This is a genomic window from Lonsdalea britannica, assembly GCF_003515985.1.
In the GTDB taxonomy this organism is placed as follows: domain Bacteria; phylum Pseudomonadota; class Gammaproteobacteria; order Enterobacterales; family Enterobacteriaceae; genus Lonsdalea; species Lonsdalea britannica.
Window position 1 is genome coordinate 860,204 of the sequence record NZ_CP023009.1, and the last position, 24,241, is coordinate 884,444.

At 55.6% G+C, this 24,241-nt stretch carries 21 protein-coding genes and 4 tRNA genes; 4 read left to right on the top strand and 21 right to left on the bottom strand.

All coding sequences use genetic code 11. The annotated features are described in order from the left end of the window. Positions 1-8: 8 nt before the first annotated feature. From CKQ53_RS04100 to CKQ53_RS18370, 9 genes are all read right to left on the bottom strand, one after another. Positions 9-416, bottom strand: coding sequence for a DUF1795 domain-containing protein (locus CKQ53_RS04100; RefSeq protein ID WP_085653848.1), 408 nt, complete (start codon positions 414-416; stop codon positions 9-11). Positions 417-430: 14 nt separating this feature from the next. Next, positions 431-2,284, bottom strand: coding sequence for a type VI secretion system Vgr family protein (locus CKQ53_RS04105; protein WP_118894670.1), 1,854 nt, complete (start codon positions 2,282-2,284; stop codon positions 431-433). A gap of 177 nt (positions 2,285-2,461) precedes the next feature. Further along, positions 2,462-2,980, bottom strand: a complete 519-nt coding sequence (locus CKQ53_RS04110) for an Hcp family type VI secretion system effector (protein WP_118894672.1) — start codon at positions 2,978-2,980, stop codon at positions 2,462-2,464. A gap of 1,041 nt (positions 2,981-4,021) precedes the next feature. Next, complete coding sequence (locus CKQ53_RS04115) at positions 4,022-5,182, bottom strand: M20 peptidase aminoacylase family protein (RefSeq protein WP_118894674.1); 1,161 nt, start codon at positions 5,180-5,182, stop codon at positions 4,022-4,024. A gap of 64 nt (positions 5,183-5,246) precedes the next feature. Beyond that, positions 5,247-6,008, bottom strand: a complete 762-nt coding sequence (locus CKQ53_RS04120) for an amino acid ABC transporter ATP-binding protein (RefSeq protein ID WP_085652178.1) — start codon at positions 6,006-6,008, stop codon at positions 5,247-5,249. Between the two features lie 9 nt (positions 6,009-6,017). Next, positions 6,018-6,689, bottom strand: a complete 672-nt coding sequence (locus tag CKQ53_RS04125; protein ID WP_085652177.1) for an amino acid ABC transporter permease — start codon at positions 6,687-6,689, stop codon at positions 6,018-6,020. 40 nt (positions 6,690-6,729) lie between these two features. Beyond that, entirely contained in the window at positions 6,730-7,518 is a 789-nt protein-coding gene (locus tag CKQ53_RS04130) for an amino acid ABC transporter substrate-binding protein (protein ID WP_085652182.1), read from the bottom strand. Between the two features lie 2 nt (positions 7,519-7,520). After that, entirely contained in the window at positions 7,521-8,057 is a 537-nt protein-coding gene (locus tag CKQ53_RS04135; protein ID WP_118894676.1) for a GNAT family N-acetyltransferase, read from the bottom strand. Beyond that, positions 8,054-8,227 carry a hypothetical protein gene (locus CKQ53_RS18370; protein WP_162896325.1) on the bottom strand — a complete coding sequence of 58 codons (174 nt, stop codon included), beginning with the start codon at positions 8,225-8,227 and terminating at the stop codon, positions 8,054-8,056. Before CKQ53_RS18370 ends, CKQ53_RS04135 begins: the two co-directional genes overlap by 4 nt. Positions 8,228-8,614: 387 nt before the next feature. Between CKQ53_RS18370 and otsB the strand changes: the two genes are divergently transcribed. Together otsB and otsA are read left to right on the top strand one after the other, a co-directional pair. Then, a complete protein-coding gene (gene otsB, locus CKQ53_RS04140; protein ID WP_118894678.1) occupies positions 8,615-9,385 on the top strand; it encodes a trehalose-phosphatase in 771 nt (256 codons plus the stop codon). A gap of 4 nt (positions 9,386-9,389) precedes the next feature. After that, positions 9,390-10,814, top strand: coding sequence for an alpha,alpha-trehalose-phosphate synthase (gene otsA, locus CKQ53_RS04145; protein WP_094118819.1), 1,425 nt, complete (start codon positions 9,390-9,392; stop codon positions 10,812-10,814). 446 nt (positions 10,815-11,260) lie between these two features. Here the strand turns inward: otsA and CKQ53_RS04150 are convergent, their stop codons facing one another. Then, positions 11,261-11,989 carry a response regulator transcription factor gene (locus CKQ53_RS04150; protein ID WP_085652173.1) on the bottom strand — a complete coding sequence of 243 codons (729 nt, stop codon included), beginning with the start codon at positions 11,987-11,989 and terminating at the stop codon, positions 11,261-11,263. Between the two features lie 530 nt (positions 11,990-12,519). Between CKQ53_RS04150 and hutW the strand changes: the two genes are divergently transcribed. Next, positions 12,520-13,833: a heme anaerobic degradation radical SAM methyltransferase ChuW/HutW gene (hutW, locus tag CKQ53_RS04155; RefSeq protein WP_094118818.1), complete on the top strand. Its 1,314-nt coding sequence runs from the start codon at positions 12,520-12,522 to the stop codon at positions 13,831-13,833. A 62-nt stretch (positions 13,834-13,895) separates the two neighbouring features. Then, entirely contained in the window at positions 13,896-14,534 is a 639-nt protein-coding gene (locus tag CKQ53_RS04160) for an SDR family oxidoreductase (protein ID WP_094118817.1), read from the top strand. A gap of 486 nt (positions 14,535-15,020) precedes the next feature. Here the strand turns inward: CKQ53_RS04160 and CKQ53_RS04165 are convergent, their stop codons facing one another. The 11 genes from CKQ53_RS04165 to rffA form a co-directional block, all read right to left on the bottom strand. Beyond that, positions 15,021-15,833, bottom strand: a complete 813-nt coding sequence (locus tag CKQ53_RS04165) for a hypothetical protein (protein WP_118894680.1) — start codon at positions 15,831-15,833, stop codon at positions 15,021-15,023. A 542-nt stretch (positions 15,834-16,375) separates the two neighbouring features. Continuing rightward, a tRNA-Pro gene (locus CKQ53_RS04170) sits at positions 16,376-16,452 on the bottom strand. A 53-nt stretch (positions 16,453-16,505) separates the two neighbouring features. Beyond that, a tRNA-Leu gene (locus CKQ53_RS04175) sits at positions 16,506-16,592 on the bottom strand. A 20-nt stretch (positions 16,593-16,612) separates the two neighbouring features. Further along, positions 16,613-16,688, bottom strand: a tRNA-His gene (locus CKQ53_RS04180). Between the two features lie 104 nt (positions 16,689-16,792). Beyond that, positions 16,793-16,869: transfer RNA gene (locus CKQ53_RS04185), tRNA-Arg, on the bottom strand. A 146-nt stretch (positions 16,870-17,015) separates the two neighbouring features. Beyond that, the gene (gene thrP, locus CKQ53_RS04190) at positions 17,016-18,398 is read right to left on the bottom strand and encodes a bifunctional threonine/serine APC transporter ThrP (RefSeq protein ID WP_094118815.1); all 1,383 of its coding nucleotides are present in this window, start codon (positions 18,396-18,398) and stop codon (positions 17,016-17,018) included. 245 nt (positions 18,399-18,643) lie between these two features. Then, positions 18,644-19,384, bottom strand: coding sequence for a lipopolysaccharide N-acetylmannosaminouronosyltransferase (gene wecG, locus CKQ53_RS04195; protein ID WP_085652169.1), 741 nt, complete (start codon positions 19,382-19,384; stop codon positions 18,644-18,646). An 11-nt stretch (positions 19,385-19,395) separates the two neighbouring features. Next, positions 19,396-20,775: an ECA oligosaccharide polymerase gene (wzyE, locus tag CKQ53_RS04200; RefSeq protein ID WP_085652168.1), complete on the bottom strand. Its 1,380-nt coding sequence runs from the start codon at positions 20,773-20,775 to the stop codon at positions 19,396-19,398. Continuing rightward, positions 20,772-21,860, bottom strand: coding sequence for a TDP-N-acetylfucosamine:lipid II N-acetylfucosaminyltransferase (locus tag CKQ53_RS04205; RefSeq protein ID WP_085652167.1), 1,089 nt, complete (start codon positions 21,858-21,860; stop codon positions 20,772-20,774). Before CKQ53_RS04205 ends, wzyE begins: the two co-directional genes overlap by 4 nt. Further along, complete coding sequence (gene wzxE / locus CKQ53_RS04210; RefSeq protein ID WP_085652166.1) at positions 21,857-23,107, bottom strand: lipid III flippase WzxE; 1,251 nt, start codon at positions 23,105-23,107, stop codon at positions 21,857-21,859. The genes CKQ53_RS04205 and wzxE overlap by 4 nt, the downstream gene beginning before the upstream one ends. Before the next feature lies 1 nt (position 23,108). Then, positions 23,109-24,239, bottom strand: coding sequence for a dTDP-4-amino-4,6-dideoxygalactose transaminase (gene rffA / locus CKQ53_RS04215; RefSeq protein WP_085652165.1), 1,131 nt, complete (start codon positions 24,237-24,239; stop codon positions 23,109-23,111). Between the last annotated feature and the right edge of the window lie 2 nt (positions 24,240-24,241).

Below are 24,241 nucleotides of genomic sequence, written 5' to 3' on the forward strand. Positions count from 1 at the left end.
GACTCCCTTCAGGACGCGCTTTTAAAGCTCTCCACCACCGCTAACATCGCCGTTTTCTGCTCTTCCCGCAGTTCGCCCGCCGCCGTGACGGTAAACGTCAGCAGCCGCTGACCGCGCACCTGCATCACCACAACCTGATGCATCGGCCCCTCCGTCGAACGCCAGGTGTACTCGAGTCCGCGCGCCGGTTCGCCATCCAGCGTGAGTTCCCAGGCAGCGCGCTCTTCATAGTTTTTCAGGTGCGCGGAAAACTGCTCCAGCGTTTGTTGATAGACCGTCTCCGGCGTCAGGCCGAACTCAATCGGCGTGCGATTGACCACCAAATTGGCCGTGTCGCCCGGCAACACAAACACATGGAGGGATTCGTCGCGCCAGTCTGCTGGGATCGCCAGTGTGCCTTCATTCATCTGATACATTGCGTTGCCGTCCTTTAGTTCAAATCGATGCGGGTGCCGTTGAGTACAATGTTCTTGCCCACAATATTGATGTCACCACTCTGGGTGATGAGGATATAACCGCTGCTGGTGCCAATCTGGATGTTGCCCTCCAGCGACTGGATGGTGATGTTGCCCTTGACGTTCAGCGCCTCGGCCTCGTTCACCACCGTGCTGCGGTTTTTCGTCACGGCTATCGTCTGCTGTCCCTGAATTTCCGTCACCTGATCGCCCTGTACCGACACCGTCTGATTGCGCTGCACCACCTGCGTCTGGTCGCGCCCGACGTTCTCGCTGTGATCGACGTTGACCGAGGTGCTGCGGTTATTCAGCACCACGGTGTTCATGTCTTTCTGGGCATGCAGGAAGAGCTCTTCCTGCCCGGCCTGATCTTCAAAGCGCAGTTCGTTGAAGCCGACCCCCTTGTGGGTCGAACTCTTGATGCTCATGCGGGTCTTGTGCGCCGGGAGCTCATAGGGCGCAGGATTGGTGGCATGATAGGTGCGCCCGGTGATGATCGGCTGATCCGGGTCGCCCTCCAGAAAACTCACCACCACCTCGTGACCGATGCGCGGGATGGCCACCATGCCGTACTGACCGCCCGCCCAGCCCTGACTCACCCGCACCCAGCACGAGCTCTGGTCGTCGCTCGCGCCGTAGCGGTCCCACGGGAACTGCAGCTTCACCCGACCGTATTCGTCGCAGTAAATCTCCTCGCCTGATGGGCCAACCACCGTGGCAATCTGTGGACCGTCCACCATCGGGCGATGCGGCATCGCGGGCCGCCACGTGGTGCTGGCTTTCACCACGCCGAAGGTGTTGGTCAGCGTGGTCGGCTCGCCGCCGCCTTCCTCTTCCAGCGCCTGCGGCTGGGTGCCGATGTGGGTCACGTTTACCACCTGCCAGGCAATGTTCAGCATCAGGTTCGGGTGCTCCGTCAGGGTAAATGCGCTCCCCGGCATCAATGCCCCGGAGTTTGAGCTGCCCTGACCGGTGACCGCATCCGCCCGCAGCGCATCCAGCCGATGGCCGCTGAACGCCTTGCCGCTCGGGTCTTTTTTGAAGCGCCCCGGGTAGTCGTAGTGCTGGTAGCTCTCACGTTGATGGTCTAACGCTTCACCTAATTTCTTGTGGGACAGGCCGTAAGCCGGGGTTTTGAAGCTGTAGTCCTTCAGCTCCACTTCCGCCGTGCGCACCGCTTCCCGGTAGTTAAACTGGCGCACATACGCGCCTTCCGACAGGCCCTGACTGGCGAGGTTGAAGAACAGGTCCGGGCCTTTGCCCAGCGCCACCGCGTCGTCCGCGAACACCACCCGGTGCTTGCCCGCCTCGAACTCGTGGAAGTAGAACAGCCCTTCTTCTGCCGCCAGACGTTCGATAAACGCCAGGTCGCTCTCCCGGTACTGCACGCAGTATTCCCGCTGGGCGTGTTCGTTGCGCAGCGCAAACGCAAAATCGGTAATCCCCGCTTCCTGCAACAGGATGCTGATAATCTCCTCCGGCTTCTGCGCCTGGAAGATGCGGGCGTTGGTCCGCAGTCCCAGCCGCCACAGCGCCGGGCGCACCACCGCCTGATAACGCGTGCGTCGAAAGCCGGTGTCGCCCTGACCGAACTCGCTGATGATGCCGCTGACCCGCCGCTGTAGCTCGCCTTCGTACCACACCAGCAGCTCGCACGGCTGGTCCAGCACCTCGCCGAAGTCCACCGCTGGCAGCGCGCTCGCCAGCGACAACCCCAGCGCAAAGGGTCGGTTCAGCCCTTCGTCCAGCTGAAAATCCACTACCGAGAATGTGCTCTCCGGCAGTGCGCCTATCGTTACGGTAAACTGAAGCCCGGTCATGCTTGCCACGTTATCCCTCTCCTTTTTCCCTGACGCCACGGCGACCGCCTATTGAGATGGCGGAATTCAGCGCTGTGATAATACGACAGTTCAATTACCTGAATGGATGCTGTGGTCTGCGTCCGCGCACACCGCAACACCCGTCACACAACGGAAAACCCGGGCCAGAGGCCCGGGTGGTCGGCATTACGCTTCGACCGGCGCACGCCAGTCATCAGAACCTGAAGTCCCGGCGACGGTGTGTTCCCAGTCGATTTTGCGGTAGGACATGGACACCTGGATAAGCTGGGTGTAGTCCAGTTTGGACGGGTCCTGGCAGTGCGGCATCTGGCAGTCGATGTCCACGATGGTCGCGTCGGTCAGCGTGGTGGAGAAGAAGTGCTCCTGCTTACCTTCTACCGACGTGCGGTACCATTTCAGGGTCACGGTCGGCAGCATTTCGCCGGACGCCAGGGAGTTGTACATCAGCGGGACGGCTTTGTTCAGCGCCACGGTGAATTTGAACGGCTTGTGCACACGCTGGCCGGACGGCTGACCGGACTGCGGGTCAGTCGGTACGGTCACAACGTGGTTGAATTCCTGCACCAACATTTCGTCTTCGTGGCCCTGCACGTAGATGTTGCCGACAGAGTCAGAGGTGAAAGCACCGGCGGTGATGTTGCCCTGAGTTTTCCCTTCAATGCTGATATAACATGGGGTTGGCATAGTCATGCTCCTTGTTGTTGAACGGTTTTTTACTTTCGCCGCCCAATAATGCAATGACCATGCCAATTTTTATCTTACTGTTTTATAAAGGAATTTAAAATACGCGTTTTACCCTATCCAATACCTGCGCAAAATATTGCGCAAGATGCGCAGATCGTTTGCAAACATTGCGCAAACAGTGATTTGTGCTGGAAACTGCGCAATAAATTGCGCAGATTTGGCAATTATTCTGAAATTTTGACTTAGCGATCGCCGACATCGGTCATTTGGAAAGGTAAGGCCGATTAATCATTTAATTGAGCGACGAGAAATTTAAATTGTTGCCAATGCAATTATACGCACATCAAATTTTGTGCCTGTCGGGCACGATGTCATCAATCACAACAAACTTGCCGATGTTTGCCTCGCCCCACTCCTAAACGCCAAACGTCCCGAATTACCCACAAAAAAAACGCTTGTCGAATTTCGACAAGCGTCAATAAACATCAGGTCATAAAGACTAGGGGTGGTGCCTCACTCAACGTAATGTCCGAAACGTTTCATGAAATGGTTTTCATGTCATGGTGGACGATAGGCACCGATAAGGGCTCTGCGTCATTCCCAGGGTTATGAAGCCGAAGCAAACATAGAAAATGGAATGAGCATCTACGGTGGGGATTTTGCATCAACCGTGCCACTCTCGCCATAGTGATTAATCTGAAAGACCAAATTCCTATTAATTAACTGAAAAACAATAAGATTTAATAGAATTTTTTCACGGCCGTCGCCGCGAAATATAGCGCAGGGCGAGAATGCAAAAACGCCCGTTTGTCACCGATGAGAGACAGTCTGGTACTAGTTAAAAATAATTAATATTTATCAATATGTTGCGCGTCTTCTTTTGACGACAGTCTGAAACCATCCCTGTCGCTAAACGAAGACAGCACCGAAACCGCCACTCACGGCGGAAACGGGGCTTGGCGATACGGCGTGGCCACTCTCTGCGACGGTCAGTGGGAACGCCAGAAAGTCTCTCCGTTATCAGCCTCGCGATTGTTGTGATCACGCCTCTTGCGACAGGTGCTCCAGGCTTTTGCGCGCGACGCTGTAGAGATAATGCGCCGTCGGAAACAGCGCCCGGTCGTCCACCCGGAATTTAGGATGATGTAGCGCGTACGGTCCGCCGGAGCCAACCATCATGAACGTACCCGGCAGTTTCTGCTGATAAAACGAGAAATCTTCGCCAATAGGACTGGCTTCCACGCGACGAGCCTCGAATCCTTCCTCGCTGGCGACCTGCAGAGAGAACGCCACCCAGCGAGGCGTATTGACGACCGACGGCGGCCCGGCGTGCCACAGCAATTCAATCTCCGCGCCGTAGGTACTGGCGATCCCCGCCACAATTTGCCGAAATCGCTGTTCAATCAGATCGCGCGCTTCCGCGCTGAAGGTCCGCACCGTGCCCTCCAGATAGGCCGTGTCGGGAATGACGTTCCAGGTACTGCCGCTGTGTACCTGCGTAATCGACACCACCGCGTTATTGTCCGACGGGACGTTACGGCTGACGATCGTCTGCACCGCGCCGATCAGCTGTCCCACAATGATGATCGGATCGTTGCCTTCATGCGGTTTCGCCGCATGACACCCTTTGGCGGCGATCTTGATTTCAAAACGATCGACGCCCGCAGTGAGCGCGCCATCTTTACCCCCGATCACCCCTACCGGCAGCGTCGGATCGTTGTGGATCCCGAAAATCGCCGTCGCTCCGTCCAGCGCGCCGGTGGCAATAACGTCAGGCGCGCCCAATCCAGTCTCTTCCGCCGCCTGAAACAGAATGCGGACCCGACCTTGTAGCTCGGACTCCGCCCGTTTCAGCAATATCGCCGCGCCTAGCGCCGCCGACGTATGAAAGTCGTGTCCGCAGGCGTGCATCACGCCCTGATGATGGGAGCTAAACGCGACGCCGGACTCTTCCTCAATCGGCAAAGCATCGATATCCGCGCGCACCACCACCAGCGGCTCCGCTTCAGGGCTACCGATCTCCGCCACCAGTCCGGTTTTCAGCGGCAGGTCGAGAATGCGAATGCCTTCTTTTTCCAGCTCCGCGCGGATTTTACGGGTGGTTTCGAACTCCTGATTAGACAGTTCGGGATGCTGGTGCATATCGTGGCGAAACGCCTGAACGAATTGCGCCAGAGGTTCATGCTGAGGGTTCACTCTCATAGTCGGAAACTCCTAACGGTGACGCCATCGGACAAGGCCGGGCGTGACAAAAGGTGTGAATAGATCAGATAACATATTCCGTCGGTTCATGGATCGTCGTTAACTGCCGCAGGAAACGCTGCGTCTGCGGGTTGTCGGAAAAGCTGATGACCTGTTCCGCCGGTCCCTGCTCCACGATGCAGCCGTCAGCCATGAAGATCACCCGGTCAGCCACCTCTTTGGCGAACTGCATCTCGTGAGTGACGATCACCATCGTGGTATCGTTTTTCGCCAGCTGTTTAATCACTTGCAGCACTTCATGCACCCGCTCTGGGTCCAGCGCCGAGGTCGGCTCATCAAACAAAATCGCCTGCGGCTCGACCGCCAGCGCTCGGGCGATGCTGACCCGCTGCTGCTGACCGCCGGATAGCGTCACCGGATACTGCCCGGCCTGCGGTTCCAGACCGACCCGCGCCAGCAGCGCCATGCCCTTCTCCCGGGCCTGCGCTTTCGGCATTTTCTTCACGACGATGAGCGCTTCGGTCACATTCTCCAGCGCGGTTTTATTCTTGAACAGGTTGTAGTTCTGGAAGACCATCGCCGTCTGCTGGCGCAGCGCGTGAGCCTCCTTGCGCGTATATCGCTGGCAGTCCAGCGTTCGTTCGCCGATGACAATCGTGCCTGCTTCCGGCGACTCCAGCAAGTTCATGCAGCGCAGCAGCGTCGACTTCCCGGAGCCGGACGGCCCGATGATCGCCACCACTTCCCCCTTCGCGACCTCGAGACTGATGTCGTTCAGCACCGCGCGCTCGCCAAAACGCTTGGTCAGATGTTGGATGCTAATCACGTCCGCTCCTTATCGCTGACGCGAATGGCTGAGTTTCTTTTCCAGTAGGGCCTGCAACCGCGCGTAAATGAGGATCAGCAGCCAGTACACCAGCCCGACCACCAAAAACGTTTCGAAGAAACGCAGCGATTCGGCGGCAATCATCTTGCCCTCGGCAAACAGTTCGGAGACGCCCAGCGCGAAAGCCACTGAGGTGTCTTTAATCAACGAAATAAAGGTATTACCAGTGGCGGGCAGCGCGTTTAACAACGCTTGCGGCAGCACGATACGGCCGTAAATCTGCGCCCGGTTCATCCCAACCGACAATCCGGCCTCCGTCTGTCCCGGATCGACCGAGGCCAGCGCCGCGCGGAAAATCTCCGCCATATACGCGGAGTTTTTCAGGCTGAAGCCGATAATGGCCGCAGACATCGCCGACATGCCATTCAGCTCAGGAAACAGCTGCGGCAGGCCGAAGTAGATAATGAACAGCTGCACCAACGACGGAATACCGCGAAACAGCGAGATATACAGCTCAACAAGCTTCACCACCACCAGGAACCGGCTTTCGCGCAGCAGCGCCAGCGCGAGTCCCAGGATAATGGCGAACAGCATCGACACCACCGCCAGCAGCAGCGTGGTCGGCACATACATCAGCACCTGGGGAAACACGTTTAACAAATAGCCGAAATCAATATTCATACGTCATACCTGCGGGCTTGCTAGTGTGTTTCCTGTCGACTCAGGAAGCGGGCGGCGTCGTGATGTCGTCGCCGAAATACTTGATGGACAACGCCTTCAAGCGACCATCATCACGTAACCGCTTCAACGCCTCGTCAAACTGTTTGCGCAGCGCTTCGCCCTTCTCGTCCTTATGGAACGGGAACCCGACCGACTCAACCACCAGCGGACCGCCCACCAACTTGAAAGGCAGATTGCGCTTGTTGATTTCCGCCAGCAGGATTGGTCCCGATTGGACATACCCTTGCACACGCTTGGCCAACGCGTCGCTCATCGCGCCGTCGCGGTTTTCATAGGTACGGATGGTGATGCTGCCGTCGGGGAAGGCTTTCTTCAGATTATTAACATGGTTAGACCCCAGCACGCCCGCCACCGTTTTCCCTTTCAGATCGTCCAGCGTATTGATGTCGGCATTGTCCTTATGGGTGACGATCTGGCTGCCGTAATAGCCATACGTCTGGGAAAAGTCATATTTTTGCTGGCGAACCGGCGTGATCGCCACCACGTTCGCCACCGTATCCAGCTTTTTCGCTTCCAGCTGCCCCATAATGCCGCTGAAGTCGGCCGTTACCCACTCAATCCGGTAGTTCAGCGCTTTAGCGATGTCCTCCGCCACCTCGACATCGAACCCGACCAGTTTGTTGTCCTGTTTAAATGCGTTGGGGTAACTCTGACCCGTTGCGCCGATACGTATCACCTTGGCATCGTCGCCGCTATTCTGAGCATCACACCCGGCCGTGATTAACGCGGCAGCCAGTGCGGCGGACAGGGTCAGTGCTTTCAATTTCATCATTACGCCTCTCTTGTCGAAGGGTGCTGCGTCCACTGCGGATCGTGCTGCGGGTTAAAGACTTTTTTCATGTAGATAGTCAGATGGCCTTTGCCTAAATCGGCCTGTCCAATGATTTCAAAACCATAGTTTTGGTACATCGCCAGCAGCCAGGGGTGTTGCTGGGCCGTGCCAAGCGTGACCGCCGGCGTTTTGAGCTGGCCGACCAGAATTTCCTGCTCCAGCCACGTCAGCATCTGACGGCCCAGCCCCTGTTGTTTGAAGTCCGGATGGGTGGCGAACCAGCCCAAATGCGGTAGCCCATATGGACCGGGGTTCAGCCCCCACGGATAGCGCACGGTAAAGGAGGAAGCCAGACGCCCCTCTTTCTCCATCACGTAAACGCCGTGGTTTTGAATATGCCGACGCACGCTGTCGAGATCCGCATGCGCGGCGTCGAAGTGGATGGCCAACGCCCGTATCGGCGCATAGGCAGCGGCCATCAGCGCCAAGAACGCGTCGTCATCGGCTAACGTGGCCAGGCGAAATCGTAGACTCATGGCGTGTTCACTCTGGTGAGGAGGCCGACGCGCTCCGCATGGCGAATCACACCGTCGACTTTCAGCACGGCGTGACCGACGTCGTTCGCCGGGTCCGGCCACCTATCCAGCGCGTCGGCGGTGCCATAATTGTTTCCAATCAGAAGAAAATCAATCGGGTGAGAAGCCATAGATTACTCTTTGCATACGGTTCAATGAGGATTTGGTCAGGCCAGAAAAAGGAGGGAAGACCGCTGAAAACAGAGTATTGGCTTAAAAATATAGCACGCTGAATTCGCTGGCTATATATCGTATGAGACTAAGATAGAACGACGAGAAAAAAGCGCAAAAAGGATTAATAATCAATGAAAAACCCTAAACCCATGTAAAATTCATGGTTGAAAAATCGCCACCTATCATGGATAAAAAACCATTGTTTAGCTGGCGAATTATTCATCGATGCCTATAATTACCGGCACTGCCTTATTTTCATGTATCAGCAAAAGGAGCGATCAGGCGCAGTATTGACGCAACGCCAAAAAGATTCCAAATAACTTCCCAAAAGGAGGAGCGGTACGATGACAGACCAGGCACCAGACCCCCCTTTACGCTTAGATGATTATGCTTTCTTCTTCGATCTCGACGGCACGCTGGCCGAGATCCAGCCCACCCCCGAACAGGTGGTCGTCCCCCCTGAGGTTTGTCACACGCTGCATACCCTGTTTACCGGTAACGATGGCGCGCTGGCGTTGATCTCTGGACGCCCGATTGCAGAACTGGACGCGCTGATCGCCCCGCTCGTGTTGCCCGCAGCGGGTATCCACGGCGCAGAACGGCGCGAAATTGATGGGCAACGCCATGAAACGCCCCTCCCGAACGATATCGTCGGCGCTTTGCAGGACGCGTTAACTCACGGACTGACCTCGCTTCCCGGCTGTCGCCTGGAAAATAAGGGTGCCTCATTCGCATTGCACTACCGTCAAGCTCCCAATTATAAGCCGGAGGTCACGGCGCTGGCGGAGTCGCTCTGTCTGCGCTATCCGCAGCTGACCGTACAAACCGGCAAATGCGTGGTCGAGCTAAAGCCCCGCGGGGCGAACAAAGGCGCGGCCATCAATACCTTTATGCAATCGCCGCCTTTCGCCGGACGCACGCCGCTTTTCATCGGCGACGATACCACCGACGAAGCCGGATTCCGACAGGTGAACGCACTGGGCGGCATTTCCGTCAAAGTCGGCCCAGGGCCCAGCGAAGCGCGCTACCGACTCGCCGACGTCGCAGCGGTACATCTTTGGCTCACACAGCAGCAGGCCATGTATGAAAACAAAATTTCATTGGTAAGGAGCTAAAGCTATGAGTCGATTAGTCGTCATCTCGAATAGAATTGCCGCCCCCGATAGCAAGAGACAGAGCGCCGGCGGTCTTGCTGTCGGCATATTGGATGCGCTCAAAAGCAGCGGCGGGCTTTGGTATGGCTGGAACGGTGACATCAGCGACGAACCGTTGCCGCTACAAATACAGAAAAACGACGGCATCACCTACGCCTCGTTCAACCTGAGCCACACGGACTACGAAGAGTATTATTGTCAGTTCTCCAACACCGTTCTCTGGCCCGCCTTCCACTACCGTCTCGATTTGGTGTCTTACGACCGCAGCGCATGGGAAGGCTATTGCCGCGTCAATACGCTGCTGGCGGAACGCCTGCAGCCGCTGGTGAAAGAGGACGATATTCTGTGGGTTCACGACTACCACCTGCTGCCGTTCGGAGCCGCATGCCGTCAATTGGGCCTGAATAACCGAATGGGTTTTTTCCTGCACATCCCTTTCCCCGCGCCGGACATCTTCAACGCGCTGCCGCCCTGCGAGGCATTGCTGGAGAAACTGTGCGAATACGATCTGCTGGGATTCCAAACCGAACACGATCGGCAGGCGTTTCTCGAGAGTTTGTCTCTGCTGACGCCGGTGAAAACCGTCGGCGAGCACACCTACAGCGCGTTCGGCAATCTGTTCCGCACCGAGGTATATCCTATCGGCATCGAGCCGGAAAGCATCCGCAAAATGGCGGAAGGCCCGCTGCCCGCCAAGCTGGAAGAGGCCCGTCGCGGACTGGTGAATTTGAAAAACGTCATCGCGGTAGAACGCCTGGACTACTCCAAGGGGCTGCCCGAGCGCTTTCTGGCCTTCGAATCATTGCTGGAAAACCACCCACAGCATCGCGGTCACGTCCGTTATACGCAGATCGCGCCGACCTCGCGCGGCGACGTACAGGCCTATCAGGACATTCGCCATCAGTTGGAAACCGAGGCCGGGCGTATCAACAGCCGTTACGGCACGCTGAACTGGACGCCGCTGTACTACCTCAATCAGCACTTTGAACGCCGACTGCTGATGAAGATTTTCCGCTACACCGAGGTCGGGCTGGTGACGCCGCTGCGCGACGGCATGAATCTGGTCGCCAAAGAGTACGTCGCCTCACAGGATCCGAACGATCCCGGCGTATTAATCCTCTCTAAATTCGCGGGTGCCGCTAACGAATTGACCGCCGCCTTGATCGTCAATCCGTACGATCGCGATCAGGTCGCCAGCGCGCTGGATCAAGCGTTAACCATGCCGCTGGCGGAGAGGATTGCCCGTCACAGCGATATGATGGCGGTCATCCACCGCAACGACATCAGCCACTGGCGCCAGTCGTTCCTGGCAGATTTAAAGGCGGTCGATCTCTGCCGGCAGCAGCACAGTCTGGAAAAAAAGATAGCGACCTTTCCCCGACAGGCGTGACGCAACAAGCTAAGAAAGGGAGGACCGCTCACGGGTGATGGCGACCGATGCCCGTTGACGCGGTTAGCTTTCCATCCCGTAATCTCCGGGCTCTCTTAACCTGTCTTGGCGATACCGAATCAACGAGCTTCAGCGATTTATCGCCACGCAGGCCGACACTTCGTCGGTCTACCGCCTTTCATCGCCAGACCGTCAGTAAACAGCATCAGGCCAGCCTGATGGGGACATGGGGACATCTCACGGCAGGTGGTGTCCGGTAACTGAAAAATCAGTCCGTGACCTGATGATAACGACTGGCCTATAGAATGACTGGCAACGGTGAGGCGAAGCTATTATCGGTGTTTTATGGCAATGTCACGCTCAGAGGGGCGGATAAACCGTATGAAGTCACGATGTGCCTGCCGCGTACGATCACGTCGTGACATTGGGTGATCTCAGCCGCTTGTTCAAACGTGATGATAGGGAGAATTCACCGAGTCATCGGAAAGAGGTAACGCTTTTTCCTCAAGACTCAAGCAGTAGCCGACCGAGCGCTGAGTTTTAATCAGCGGCCGTGTAAAACCCTTGTCGATTTTGGCCCGCAGCTTGGACATATGCACGTCGATAAGATTGGTCTGCGGATTGAAGCGGTAACCCCACACGCGCTCTAACAGCTGCGTACGGCTGAACACCTTGCCAGGTGTTTCCATGAGAACGATTAACAGCTTAATTTCTTTGTCGGTCAGCTCGATACGTTTCTCACCACGCCATACGGTACGCTGCAGACAATCAACCTTCAGATCGAAAAACGTCAGTACGGAACCAGACTCCGTACGTCGACGCCCCCGCCCGACCATGATCTCCAGCCGTAAGCGCAGCTCGTCAAAATTGAACGGTTTTCCCAGATAGTCTTCCGCGCCAAGCTCCAACCCCATGACGCGATCAACATCAAGATCCAGGGTGGAAAGCAGCATAATGGGGGGATGTGGCCGATCCTGGAGTTCGCGCAGTAAGGTGAAACCCTCCATCACCGGCAGCATTCTGTCGAGCAGAACGACGTCGTAGACCTCTTGCTGTATCGCCGTCAACGCGTGACCGCCGTCATGAAGCACACGGCATGTGTGGCCACAGGCGTGTAATTTTGCATCCAACCACTGACAGAGCGCTGTGTCGTCGTCAACCACCAGAATACGCATGCGGATCCCCTGAAAAGGAGTACATATGGGGTTAGCGCTTTTTTGAACACTTAACGAAGTGATTCAGTAAGCTTAATAAATACCTTATTATTTTCATGGAGATATCGCGTTATGTTAAAAAAATGCGCCCATCTCTCAGCGGATAATAGCAATCATTATCATCTAAAGGCAAGGAATTTACTTAGCACGCAATTGATTCATCTGCCTCGAAAAAAGCAGCGATTGGCGCCAAAAAAGAGAGGTTTTTCTCGTAGTGCCGCAGGTCCGTTGAAAGCAACGCGCCTCAGCTTAGCCTGAAGTCGTCACCCACAGTCGTTAAAATCTTAGCTCGGCGAACATTAACAAAATTTAATGCATTTTGACCCTTTTAAGACCATTTACCGACAGTTTGGCGACTTTTCTCCTGATATGCGTCAACTTACTGCACAGGCGGCTGTATTATGCTCTTCCTCCATCTCCGGAGATAAATGATTTCTATTTTCATTTACATTCAAGAGTGACCGGCAGATTTACAGAGGAACACGCCATCTATGTCTCTTGATCTTTCACCTTTTTTTGCAGCCGAGCAGGGACTTCCCTTTCAAGGCCGTTGGGCCACCATGCCGTGGCGCCAGCAAAGGCCCCTCCCTTCCGAAGACATTAACGCGGCCTGGCAAGGGTTACTGAATAGCACGTTAACCGGCAACAAACGATTGTTGTACCTGCATTTTCCGTTCTGCGCGACGCAGTGTAAGTTCTGCGGCTTTTATCAAAACAAGCAGGACGATCAGGCCATCGCGCATTACTGCGAGATGCTGCTGCGAGAACTCGATCTGGAAGCCGGCAGTCAGCTACATCAGTCTTCGCCGATCCACGCTATCTATCTGGGCGGCGGCACGCCCTCGGCACTGACCGCTCGGCAGCTGCACCAGATCATCAGCGCATTGCGCCAAAAGCTGCCGCTGGCGGCGGACTGTGAAATCACCGTTGAGGGCCGCATATTCAACTTCGACGATGAACGCATCGATGCCTGCCTGGAAGCCGGAGCTAACCGCTTTTCCATCGGCATACAAACGTTCGATACGCGTGTGCGCCAGCGGCTGGGGCGACGGGCTAACCGTGAAGAGGCACTGACCTTCATCCGTCGGTTGGCGGAGCGCGATCGCGCAGCCGTGATTTGCGATCTGATGTTCGGGCTGCCCGATCAAACAATCGAGAGCTGGCGGGAAGATCTGGCGATCGTGCGCGATCTTCCGCTGGATGGCGTTGATCTGTACGCGCTGAATCTCCTGCCCAATACCCTGCTGGCGAAGGCCGTTGAAAACCAGCGCGTGACCTTGCCGGACGTCAGCTTCAACCGCGAACTTTATCTGACGGGCGAGCAATTTTTGGCGGATGAAAACTGGCGTCAGCTCAGCAACAGCCACTGGTCGCGCCATACCCGTGAACGCAACCTGTATAACCTGCTGATCAAACAAGGGGCGGACTATCTGGCGTTAGGCAGCGGCGCAGGCGGCAGCCTGGCCGGTCAGTCATATATGATGGCGCGTAAACTGGGCGACTATTATCAGGCGATCGACGAGGACCGCAAGCCTATCGCCATGATGACGCCGCCTAGCGATCAGTACCGCTGGCGACTGGATTTACAGGGCGGCATCGACGCCGGATTTTACGACCTGAGCCGCGTGCTGGACGATCCCGCCCCATTGTTGCCGTTGCTCCAACAGTGGCAACAGTGCGGTTTGCTACGGTTAAACGGCTCGCGCTTCCATCTCACCGCTGACGGGCGTTTCTGGGCGAGCAATGTGTTACAGGCTTTGCAAACGTTGATTCCACCATTACTGTTATCTCAGGTAGCGGCATAGCATTGATGCCGAACAGAAGCTGATGTGACATCGAGACTCAGGGCTGAACAGGAACGGGACATATGGAAAAGCATCCGTGGTTGATTTTTGGTGGCGCAAGCGGCGTGGGCCGCGCGCTGGTGACCCTCGGGTTGCAGGAGTCGCGCGCCATCACCGCGCTGGTCCGCAATACCGAGCAGGCACGGACGCTGCGTGAGTGTGGCGTCACGGTGGTGGAAGGCGATGCGCTGGATGAGCACAGCGTCCAGCTCGCCTGCGAGACCGCTGGCCCGCGAGCGCGGATCGTTTCTACACTCGGCAGCGCGCAGGCCGACTATCTTGGCAATCGGCTCATTATCGATACCGCGGAGCGCTGCGGTATCCGCCATATGGTGTTGGTCACATCGATTGGCTGCGGCGACAGCTGGCATCTGCTGTCGCCAAAAGCCCGAGAGGTATTCGGCCACGCCGTGCGGGAAAAATCGTTGGCGGAAAGCTGGCTGAAGACCAGCAGACTGAACGGGTGCATACTCCGGCCGGGTGGTCTCAAGCCCGGCGCAGGGACCGGCCGGTCCATCCGGGTGCAAGAAGAGGCTTTAGGGTTAATCCATCGGGAAGATGTCGCGCGCCAAATTCAGCAGGTCATTGATGATGAGACGGCCTATGGCAAAATCTACTTTCTTATCGACCCCACGCTAATGCCGCCGACGCCTCCGTTTTGAGATAGCAGGGATGCCTGTATGGCATCCCGTGTTCGCCCATCACTCATTCAGCAACCCGCGGTATGTCTTATTTATAGTGAAGGGTTAACGCACTCGACTCACTGTCTGTGGAAGTCATTATCGCAACGGGGGGCCATTAAGATCTGGCTTCCAATGCAACCATCGGGCACGAGTTTATTAAAAATAGATACCGTAGGCTGACGCCATCCATGCTGTTTTCTTTTTTAGATCAACACAGCATAGGGGATGGTCATTTTTAATAAATCAGGCCCATCGAATACAAAAAACGATTTTTCATCAGAAAATAAAATGGCGCGATTTTTTTATTATAAAACGAACACCACCGTGTTAATCATCACAAATAAAGACTATTTTTATCATCATATAAATATATCGTCATAAACAACACACGCGTCGGAAAGAATAATGACGGACTCATCGCGCACTATGTCTTAATAAAAGAACATCCATAAAGACTGATTGACGTTATTCGTAGATGAAATCTTTTTTCATTCGGAGAAAGTTTTGCTGAGCGAGGTGTTTTTCATCACCCGAAAGCGCTGAGCGAGCGAATGGGCGATAGACGGTGGCAAGGTTTTGTTTAATCACGTCCCGCCGACTAAAAGCCGCACCGGTATTGAGGTAGTTGTCGAGAAGCCGGTAGGCTATCAAGTCAGATTCGCCTTTGACCGCCCAAATCGACGGCAAATCCCATAGATTAAGCAACGCCTCTTGGGCGATGAGCGATGACGCATCGCGAACCCCATCCAGATAGTGCACCGTCGCGCCAGCCGCTTGTTCGAGCCTCCGGTAATCACCCATCACGGCAACCTGCTCGATAGCGTACTGGCCCGCAGCGTAGGCCAACATGGCTGACTGCGCGTTGACAACCTTACCGTCGAAAAAATCCATCCACCGCGTGTTCAATACAAGATCCCGAAACACCACCGCGCCTTTGCGACCCTCTTGAACGTAACGTGTCTGAACCTTGTGCAGACACCCCTCATCAAAATGGCGCGCCTGGACGAGGTTCTCCGCACTGAGCATATGGTGTGCGGGCACGCCATAACGCTCGGCTAAATAAATCTCCGAAGGACTTAACTTTCCATAGGCCTTTTCAAGCAAGCCGATATCGCTATCGTTAATAAATTCTTTTGGTGACAATAATGAATGGACGCGATCAAGAATAGCTTTATTCAATTGACGCTGATCCTTTACCACCCACACGATATTTCTATGCTGCATTCGTTCATATAAAAAGCTGAAGCAAAAGCGCGCTTCCGTAAAACATGAAATCATTCTTATTCTCCTTAATAAAGGAAATACTCCTTCCGTTGATTGATTACCGTTCTGAATAGGAAGGAGGAATAAACTCTCACTGATGAAAGACTGTCGCTGGTTTAAGCTGAGGTCGGCATTAATACCTCTCTCATACAACTATTTATTATCATGGAACTATCGCGGCATAAAATAAGGAGATGTTTCTGAAATGACGTTATTTCGACGAAAAAGAGGAATAGATCGACCCAGTACACATGTCATGACATATCCATAATCATTTTACAGATCATTATCTCAGCAACATGAAAGGAAGAGGATGGAGTGAAGGTCGTCATGTCCTGAGGAGAGTTTACGCCCGCACGGGTTTGATCACTGAGCTCACGACCGTTCAGGCGAGGCGACAACACGCCGGAAAACAGGGAAAGACAATGAAAGGAGGCAGCGACAGAACACTGACATGATCGACGCAAAACAACAGACGAAAAAAAACCGCCGGTTAAATTAACCAGCGGTTTTTTTATGGTCCCGTTTGAAGACTACAAACAAGACCTTGAGAATAGTGGTCGGCGAGAGAGGATTCGAACCTCCGACCCACTGGTCCCAAACCAGTTGCGCTACCAAGCTGCGCTACTCGCCGACGGGTGATGCTTTACTACCTACTACATGATGTCACTGACATCTGAGCTTGTGTGGTGCGAAGAGAGGGACTTGAACCCTCACGTCCGTTAAGACACTAACACCTGAAGCTAGCGCGTCTACCAATTCCGCCACCTTCGCATGTCACAAACTTTAAAAATTGGGGTGGCTAATGGGACTCGAACCCACGACAACTGGAATCACAATCCAGGGCTCTACCAACTGAGCTATAGCCACCATATTACCACTTCTTTACTACGTTTCCGGTACTCACTTCTCACGGAGTCATTAAGTACCTCCGCAGCTCCCGCACTACATCGAATCATATTAAACGCTTCGAATGGTGCGCCCGACAGGATTCGAACCTGAGACCTCTGCCTCCGGAGGGCAGCGCTCTATCCAGCTGAGCTACGGGCGCGTAGCGCCGTTGCGGGTGGGGATACTACGGATTTAATAGAATCCTGTCTAGTGCTTTTTTGAAGAAAAAGCGCGTTTGCTTACGCTTTGCTCATTTCCCTTCAAATCATCGACTCTACCGCTTTCCCACCCGCTGTTTACGGGTAATTATTTCACTTCAGCCTGCTTTTTACCCAAACCGAGAACCGCATAAATCGTGCTGACGAAGGCCAGGAATATTACCCCCACGATCAGCGACAGGCGGGTATCCGTATTAATGTACATCCCGACCAGCACGCACAGCAGGAATGCCATCGTCAGATAGTTAACCCACGGGAACAGGATTGACTTGAAAGGGTGTCCGGCAATCGCCGCCTGATGCTTACGACGAAAACGCAGCTGGCTGACCAGCACCACAAACCACGGCACCATACCCGGCAGCACGCTCGCGCTATAGACATAGACGAAGACTTTTTCCGGATTAGGGATGATGTAGTTCAGAGCCGACCCGGCGATCAGGCACAGAATAGAAACCATCACGCCTGCCGCTGGTACGCCGCTGGCGGTGACTTTGCCTAACGCCGCTGGCAACTGACGGTTTTTAGACAGCGAGAAGAGCATACGCCCACAGCTATACATTCCGCTGTTACAGCCGGACAACGCCGCAGTCAGCACGACGAAGTTGATGATGCCCGCCGCCGCCGTAATACCGATTTTGGCGAAGGTCAGCACGAACGGGCTGCCGGAGGTGCCAATTTCATTCCACGGGAAGATGGTGACGATGACGAAAATCGCGCCCACATAGAAGATCAGAATACGCCACAGGATATTGTTGATAGCGCGCTTCAACGTCACCTGCGGATTTTTAGCTTCACCCGCCGTAATCCCCACCAGCTCAACGCCCTGATAGGAGGCGACCACCAGACACAACGCGAACAGCAGCCCTTTCCAGCCGCCAGCCAGGAAGCCCCCATGCTCAGTCAGGTTGGCAAAACCAGTCGCTTCGCCGTGGTTGCCCAATCCGAAGAAAATCACGCCTGCGCCAACCACAATCATCACGATAATGGTGGTGATTTTGATCATCGCGAACCAGAATTCGATTTCACCGTACAAACGTACCGCGGCCAGATTGGCGCCTGCCACCAGCACGACGGCGGCAATCGCCGGTATCCACTGGGGAAGTTCCGGGAACCAGAACTGGACGTAAACGCCTATTGCCGTGATTTCCGATATACCCACGGCCATCCACATGAACCAGTAGCTCCAGGCGGTGAGATAGCCGAAAAAGGGATTGAGATAGTTGTGGGCGTAGACGGCGAACGAGCCGGCCACCGGCTCAAGAAACAGCATTTCGCCCATTGAACGCATAATGAAGAACACAAAAAGGCCCGCCACGATATACGCCAGCAAGACGGAAGGACCGGCCCACTTCAACGCGCTCGCCGCTCCCATGAACAAACCGACGCCGATGGTGCCCCCAAGCGCGATCAGTTCAATATGCCTTGCCTCCAGACCCCGGTGGAGCTGATCTTCTTTGACTTTTTTTGTCATAAATCCTCTATCATTCCATGTTGTGTTTGTTTCTGCCGAGTTAATGAATTGTTTTATTTCGCCGGCAACGATCAACGGTACCTCTCGCGCAAAAAAACGCCGCCCAAAACAGGGCGCCGGAAAAGATACAGCAATGCTGACGGGATTAACATCTTCGGGGAAGGGGTTATAACTAAATAAGAAAGGTATGCGTTTGCTTATAACTCAATCGGAAGAGTTCAGGCAAACGCAGGGAGGAAGCGGAACTACAGGCGTCTGCTGATGTGATAAGCCAGATAGCGCAATAGCTTTATCTGCCGTGTAATACGACTAGGTTGAGACAGCAGACGATACAGCCACTCTAACCCCAGGTTTTGCCAGCGCTTGGGGGCGCGTTTGACGTGTCCCGTAAATACGTCATAAGTACCGCCGACGCCCATATATAAAGCGTCAGGATAAACCAGGCGGCACTGCTGCATAATCCGTTCCTGCTTGGGAGAACCCATCGCCACCGTTACCAGCTGAGCGCCGCTGTCGCGCACGCGGTCAAACAGCGCCGGCTGCTGCTCCACGCTGAAATAGCCGTCCTGCGATCCGACAATATTCACCTGCCAGCGATGACGGAGCTCCCGTTCCGTCTGAGCCAGCACCTCGGGCTTGCCGCCGATGAGGAAGACCGGCGTACCCCGCTCTCCGGCCCGCTGCATCAGCGCTTCCCAGAGGTCGGCCCCGGCGATACGTTCTACGCGGGCATCGGCATATTTCCGCCGAATAGAGTGAACAATGCTGATGCCATCGGCGTATTTGTATTCCGCCGCGTCAATCAGCGCCTTCAGTACAGAATCCCGTTCCGTCGCCAGGACTTTTTCAGCGTTAATCGCCACCAACGTGCCGGTTTTAACCTGTTCACCAGCCAGCAGATAATCCACACACTGCGTCATGCTCTCAAAGCCGTACAGAGGGATCCCGCGAATCTGGTACTGTGGGATCGCGTCATTGTGTTCCATTGTTTTCCTCATTATTCGCGTCGCGGGCTCACGGGTGCAAGGCGTTGCTCCAGCCCGGACGGCGGTAACTTGCGCCAGCGCTGCCGGATAACGCCGCCCTGTAGCAACAGCCAATATAATAGCTTGGCCAGCAGCAGGCAGGCGCCAAAGACCAGACAGAAAAACACCACCCGAGAGACAAAGGCATCCATCCCTTCCCTGACCAGCACGATGATGTTGAATATCGCGCCAAAGCAGAAAGCCTGCAAAATCGCGGCATTATAGCGGTTAGGACTTTGGCGACCGCGCTCATAAAGCCAATCAAACCATTTGATAATCAGCCCGACGGCCACGGCGCCCAGCGGAATAAACGCCGCCCCGCCCATGACCAGCAGCGAGCCGATCAGCGTAGGCGACATCGCCAGTCCGCTATGGTTGTTCAACACTTCCCAGGTGAAATAGTTGGCGCTGTTGAGGATCAGCGAAGGCCGTCCGGGCCACAACCAGCCGGGAATAAAGACATAAAAATCGCGAACAATGGGCGCCAATCCCTGGAAATGGATATCGTCGTAGAACTGCCACAGCCGGGCCAGATTTTCCCACGGCGAGAACGTATCCCGCGTCAGATACAGAAACGTATAAACGGCCTCGGCGCCGCTGACGTCTAGGCTATAGCGCTTCAGCGCCAGCCAGAACATGCCGACAATGCCCATCAATCCCGCCGCGACCAGCATCGACAGCGAGATCCACCCGCGCACAATGCCGATAAACAGGAATAGCGAAAAGGCGATCAGGACATTGGCGCGCGTGCCGCCGACAATCATGTAGGTCAGCATGCCGAAGGCTACCGTCGTCAGCAAAAAGCCCAGCCAGGCGCGTGGCGTCTGATGCAGGAAGTAGATCACCAGCATCGCGGGAATAAAGAAATAGAAAAAGCGTTTCAGCGCGACGCCGGACACATCGCTGGAAAAAATTTGGTTGTAGGCCCGTAGCTTAAATAGCAAAAAACCGTTGTGGAGAAAGAAGATGCCGACGGTCACCACCGCCACCAGCGCCAGCAGTCCCCAGACCAGATGCGTTTCCACCCGAGAGAAGCTCAACATCGGAGGAGAAGCGACGGTAGGCGAGGCGCGCAGCCGGGTTTTATACGTCACGTAATAAATGGCGTAGAACACCGTCGCCGACAGCAGAGCCATTAAGAGGTATTGCGCTGGCACCACCGCCACATTGAAACGAAACGCTAACAGACAGGTAAACGGGAAGCCGAGATAGAATGTCAGCAGATACAGTAACGAAAACAATATGTTAAAGTTGAATCGCACCCGTTTAAACTCCCGCCAGGTCAGAAGCAGGATAAACAGCACGGAAACGAGATAAACGCCCAGCAGTCCGCTGACCTGCCATTCGGTCATACCGGCTCTCCCGCGGCGAGCGCCAGCGCCCGATGCCAACCGTCGATATAGTTCGGATTGAAAAACGCAATCTGCCGCTTGTCGACCTGCGCCAGCGACTGCTGCGCTTCCAACACGCCCGCTTCATCCAGATCATCGCCGTAAAACAGCACGGGAAGATGTTGTTCCTGCAAATCCTGCCAGAACGGATTATGGCGGCTCAGCACAAACGGCACGCCGAACTGGATCAGCAGGCACAGCGTACCAATACCCTGCTGCCGGTCGAAGATGAAATAGCCCAGATCGCAGCGGCGAAGCATCGCCAGATAGTCGTCAAACGCCATCTGCTGACGCAGCAGCTGAAAACGTTTCACGCCAAACAACGCATCGCCGACCTGCTGGACCTGCGCAATGTAGTCATCGTTATTGGCGGGATAGCCCATAGGCACAATCACCCGCGCGCGTTCACCGAACCGCTCGTGAATCGCCCGCAGCGCTTCGATATGACGGTTGGTTTTATCGCCGGAATTCCCCACCAAAATGGTCATCGGCCCGGCCTGACCTTTTAGGTCGTGTGGCGCGACCAGCGTCGGATCCATGCGGGTGGGAAAATAAAGCCGTTCGGCGGGAACCTGCGGCTGCCGCTGGCCAAAATAGTTCAGATCGCCGCGCGTCGCGAATACCCGGCCGATACGCCCCTGCGCACGACGGCGCAACAGATAGAACAGACGCGCAGCCATACCGCTTGCCGTCTCATAAAGATCAGCGCCCCAGATGTGCCAATAAGCTTGGGCGGGACGGATGCCGCCGGTCAGCAACGCCAGCCACAGCCACGGGTTGAACTGGCCGTGGAAGAAAAATCGGGTCTCGCGGTGCGCCTTAGCCTGTGCGACCACCGCTTTCGCCAGCGCACGTTTATCGGAATAGCGATCAACGGTCAACGCGGGAAAATTTTGCAGCCATGCGGCCTCCGCCGGGGCCACCACCATAAAGCGCCGCGCCTGCTCAGCGGGCAGCGTCGGGGCCAGTACGTCGTTGAAAAAACGCAGTACCGTCTGATTATGATGAGGGATATCCGCACCCAGCACGTGAATTAAGGGGGTCATGCTCGCCTACAGTAAATAATGAAAATGCCGCAACACAGCAGGAAATAGACCAGATAGCTTGCCATATAAGCCTGTGCCGCGCCCAGTGCGCCATGCAACGGGATCAGCCAATGCGAGAATCCCATCAGCAGGAGAAACTGGCTGATTTCGGTCAGCAAATAGAAGCGCAGAGAGGCTTTCGCGATGACCAGATAGCCAAAAACGTAAGCGCCCACTTTCATCACATCCCCAGTCAGTTGCCAAGGGAAGAGATCGCGCATCGCAATAAACTGATGTGAGAACAGCAGCCAGATCGCCACATCGCGCAGCAGCCAGACGACAAAACTCACCGCCGCGACCGTGGGCAGTACAAACTTCAGCGACGTCACTATTTCCCGCGCCTGATCTCGGCGTTCGGTCAGCCGTGATAGCGTCGGCAATAGATAGACGCTGAACGCAGCCGTGATGAACTGCAGATAGGCGTCGGAAATGGTGGTGACGCCCTGCCAGATCCCGACCGCCTCCCAGCCATAGTGCGCCGCGAGCAAATTACGCATGGTGATATAAGCGACCGGCAGCGTGACGGCCGTCATCAGCGCCATCAGAGTAAACTTGGCCAGCCGCCCCGCCAGCATCCGTTCCCACAGCGGCTTCAGCATCGGCCAGCGCAGTGGTGTCGCGCGTTGGAGCCACCACGCTGCCGGAACCGCGATCAACGCAGGCACCAATGCCAGGCCGACGAGCGCACCGTCATAACCGCCCAGCCAGAAACAAGCCAGATAGGCCGCCAGTCCCACGATGCTTCCCAGGATAATTGCCAGCGCATTGCCCCGCGCATGGCGATACCCTTTCAGGATCGCCAGAAACAGGTTGGCATAGGCAATCCCAACCTGAAGCAGCGCCAACGCGCGAATAACGGAGGCGAAGCGCGTCTCACCGAACAACGCTTCGGCTATCGGCAGTGCCGCCAGCCATAGCACCAGCGCTAACGCCAGCGAAAACACGGTGACCATCGTGGTCGCTGTGCCTAACAAAGACCGTAGCTCCGCCGGACGCTGCTGGTATTCCGCGACGTATTTGGTGACGCCGTTAAAAATACCCGCGCCCGCCAATACGCCCAGCACGGTAATCAGCTGGCGGTAATTCCCCGCCAGTCCTACGCCGCCAGGCCCGAAAGAGACGGCCAGCAGCTTAACGACGACCAGCCCCACCCCGATTTTGATCAGCGTCGAGGCTGCCGTCCAGACTGATGCCTTGGCGAGTGACATATCAGGAGAAGAAGCTCTGCACCGTGCTGATAACGGTACGCTGATTCACGTTGCGCAGGTTGTAAAACAGCGGCAGGCGCACCAGTCGTTCGCTTTCACGGGTGGTGAAGCGATCTTCGCCGGAGAAACGCCCGAACTGCTGCCCTGCCGGACTGCTGTGCAGCGGAATGTAGTGGAATACGGACATAATTTCGGCTTCTTTCATATAGCTGATGAAGTCGTTGCGCTGTTCGATATCGCGCAGCCGTAGATAAAACATGTGGGCGTTGTGTACGCAGTCAGCCGGGACCGTCGGTAGTTCCAGCTTGCCCGCCGCTTCCAGCGGATGAAACGCGGCATAATAGGCATCCCAAAGACGCAGTCGACGCTCGTTGATGCGCTGAGCGGCTTCCAGCTGTCCCCACAGATAGGCCGCCTGAATATCCGCCATCAGGTAGCTGGAACCCAAATCGCGCCAGGTATATTTATCAACCTGACCGCGGAAGAACTGGCTGCGGTTGGTGCCTTTCTCGCGAATGATTTCCGCACGGTCAATCAGCGCCGGATCGTTGATCAACGTCGCCCCGCCTTCGCCGCCCGCCGTATAGTTCTTGGTTTCATGAAAGCTGAAGCAGCCGATATGGCCAATTGATCCCAGCGGGCGTCCCTTGTAGCGGGACATCACGCCCTGCGCGGCATCTTCCACCACGTACAGCCCGTGTTTTTGCGCCAATGCCATAATGGCATCCATTTCGCACGCCACGCCGGCATAATGCACCGGCACGATCACACGGGTATGCTCAGTGATCGCGGCTTCTATTTTCTTTTCATCAATGTTCAGCGTATCCGGGCGGATATCGACATAGACAATCGTGGCGCCGCGCAGCACAAAGGCGTTCGCCGTCGAGACGAAGGTATAGCTCGGCATGATGACTTCATCGCCGGGCTGGATGTTCAGCAACAGCGCCGCCATCTCCAGCGAAGCGGTGCAGGAAGGCGTGAGCAACACTTTCGGGCTGCCGGAATAGTGCTCCAGCCATTGCTGACAGCGACGGGTAAAGCCGCCATCGCCGCATAGCTTGCCGCTGCGCATGGCGGCCTGCATGTATTCCAGCTCGGAGCCTACGATGGGCGGAGCATTGAATGGGATCATAT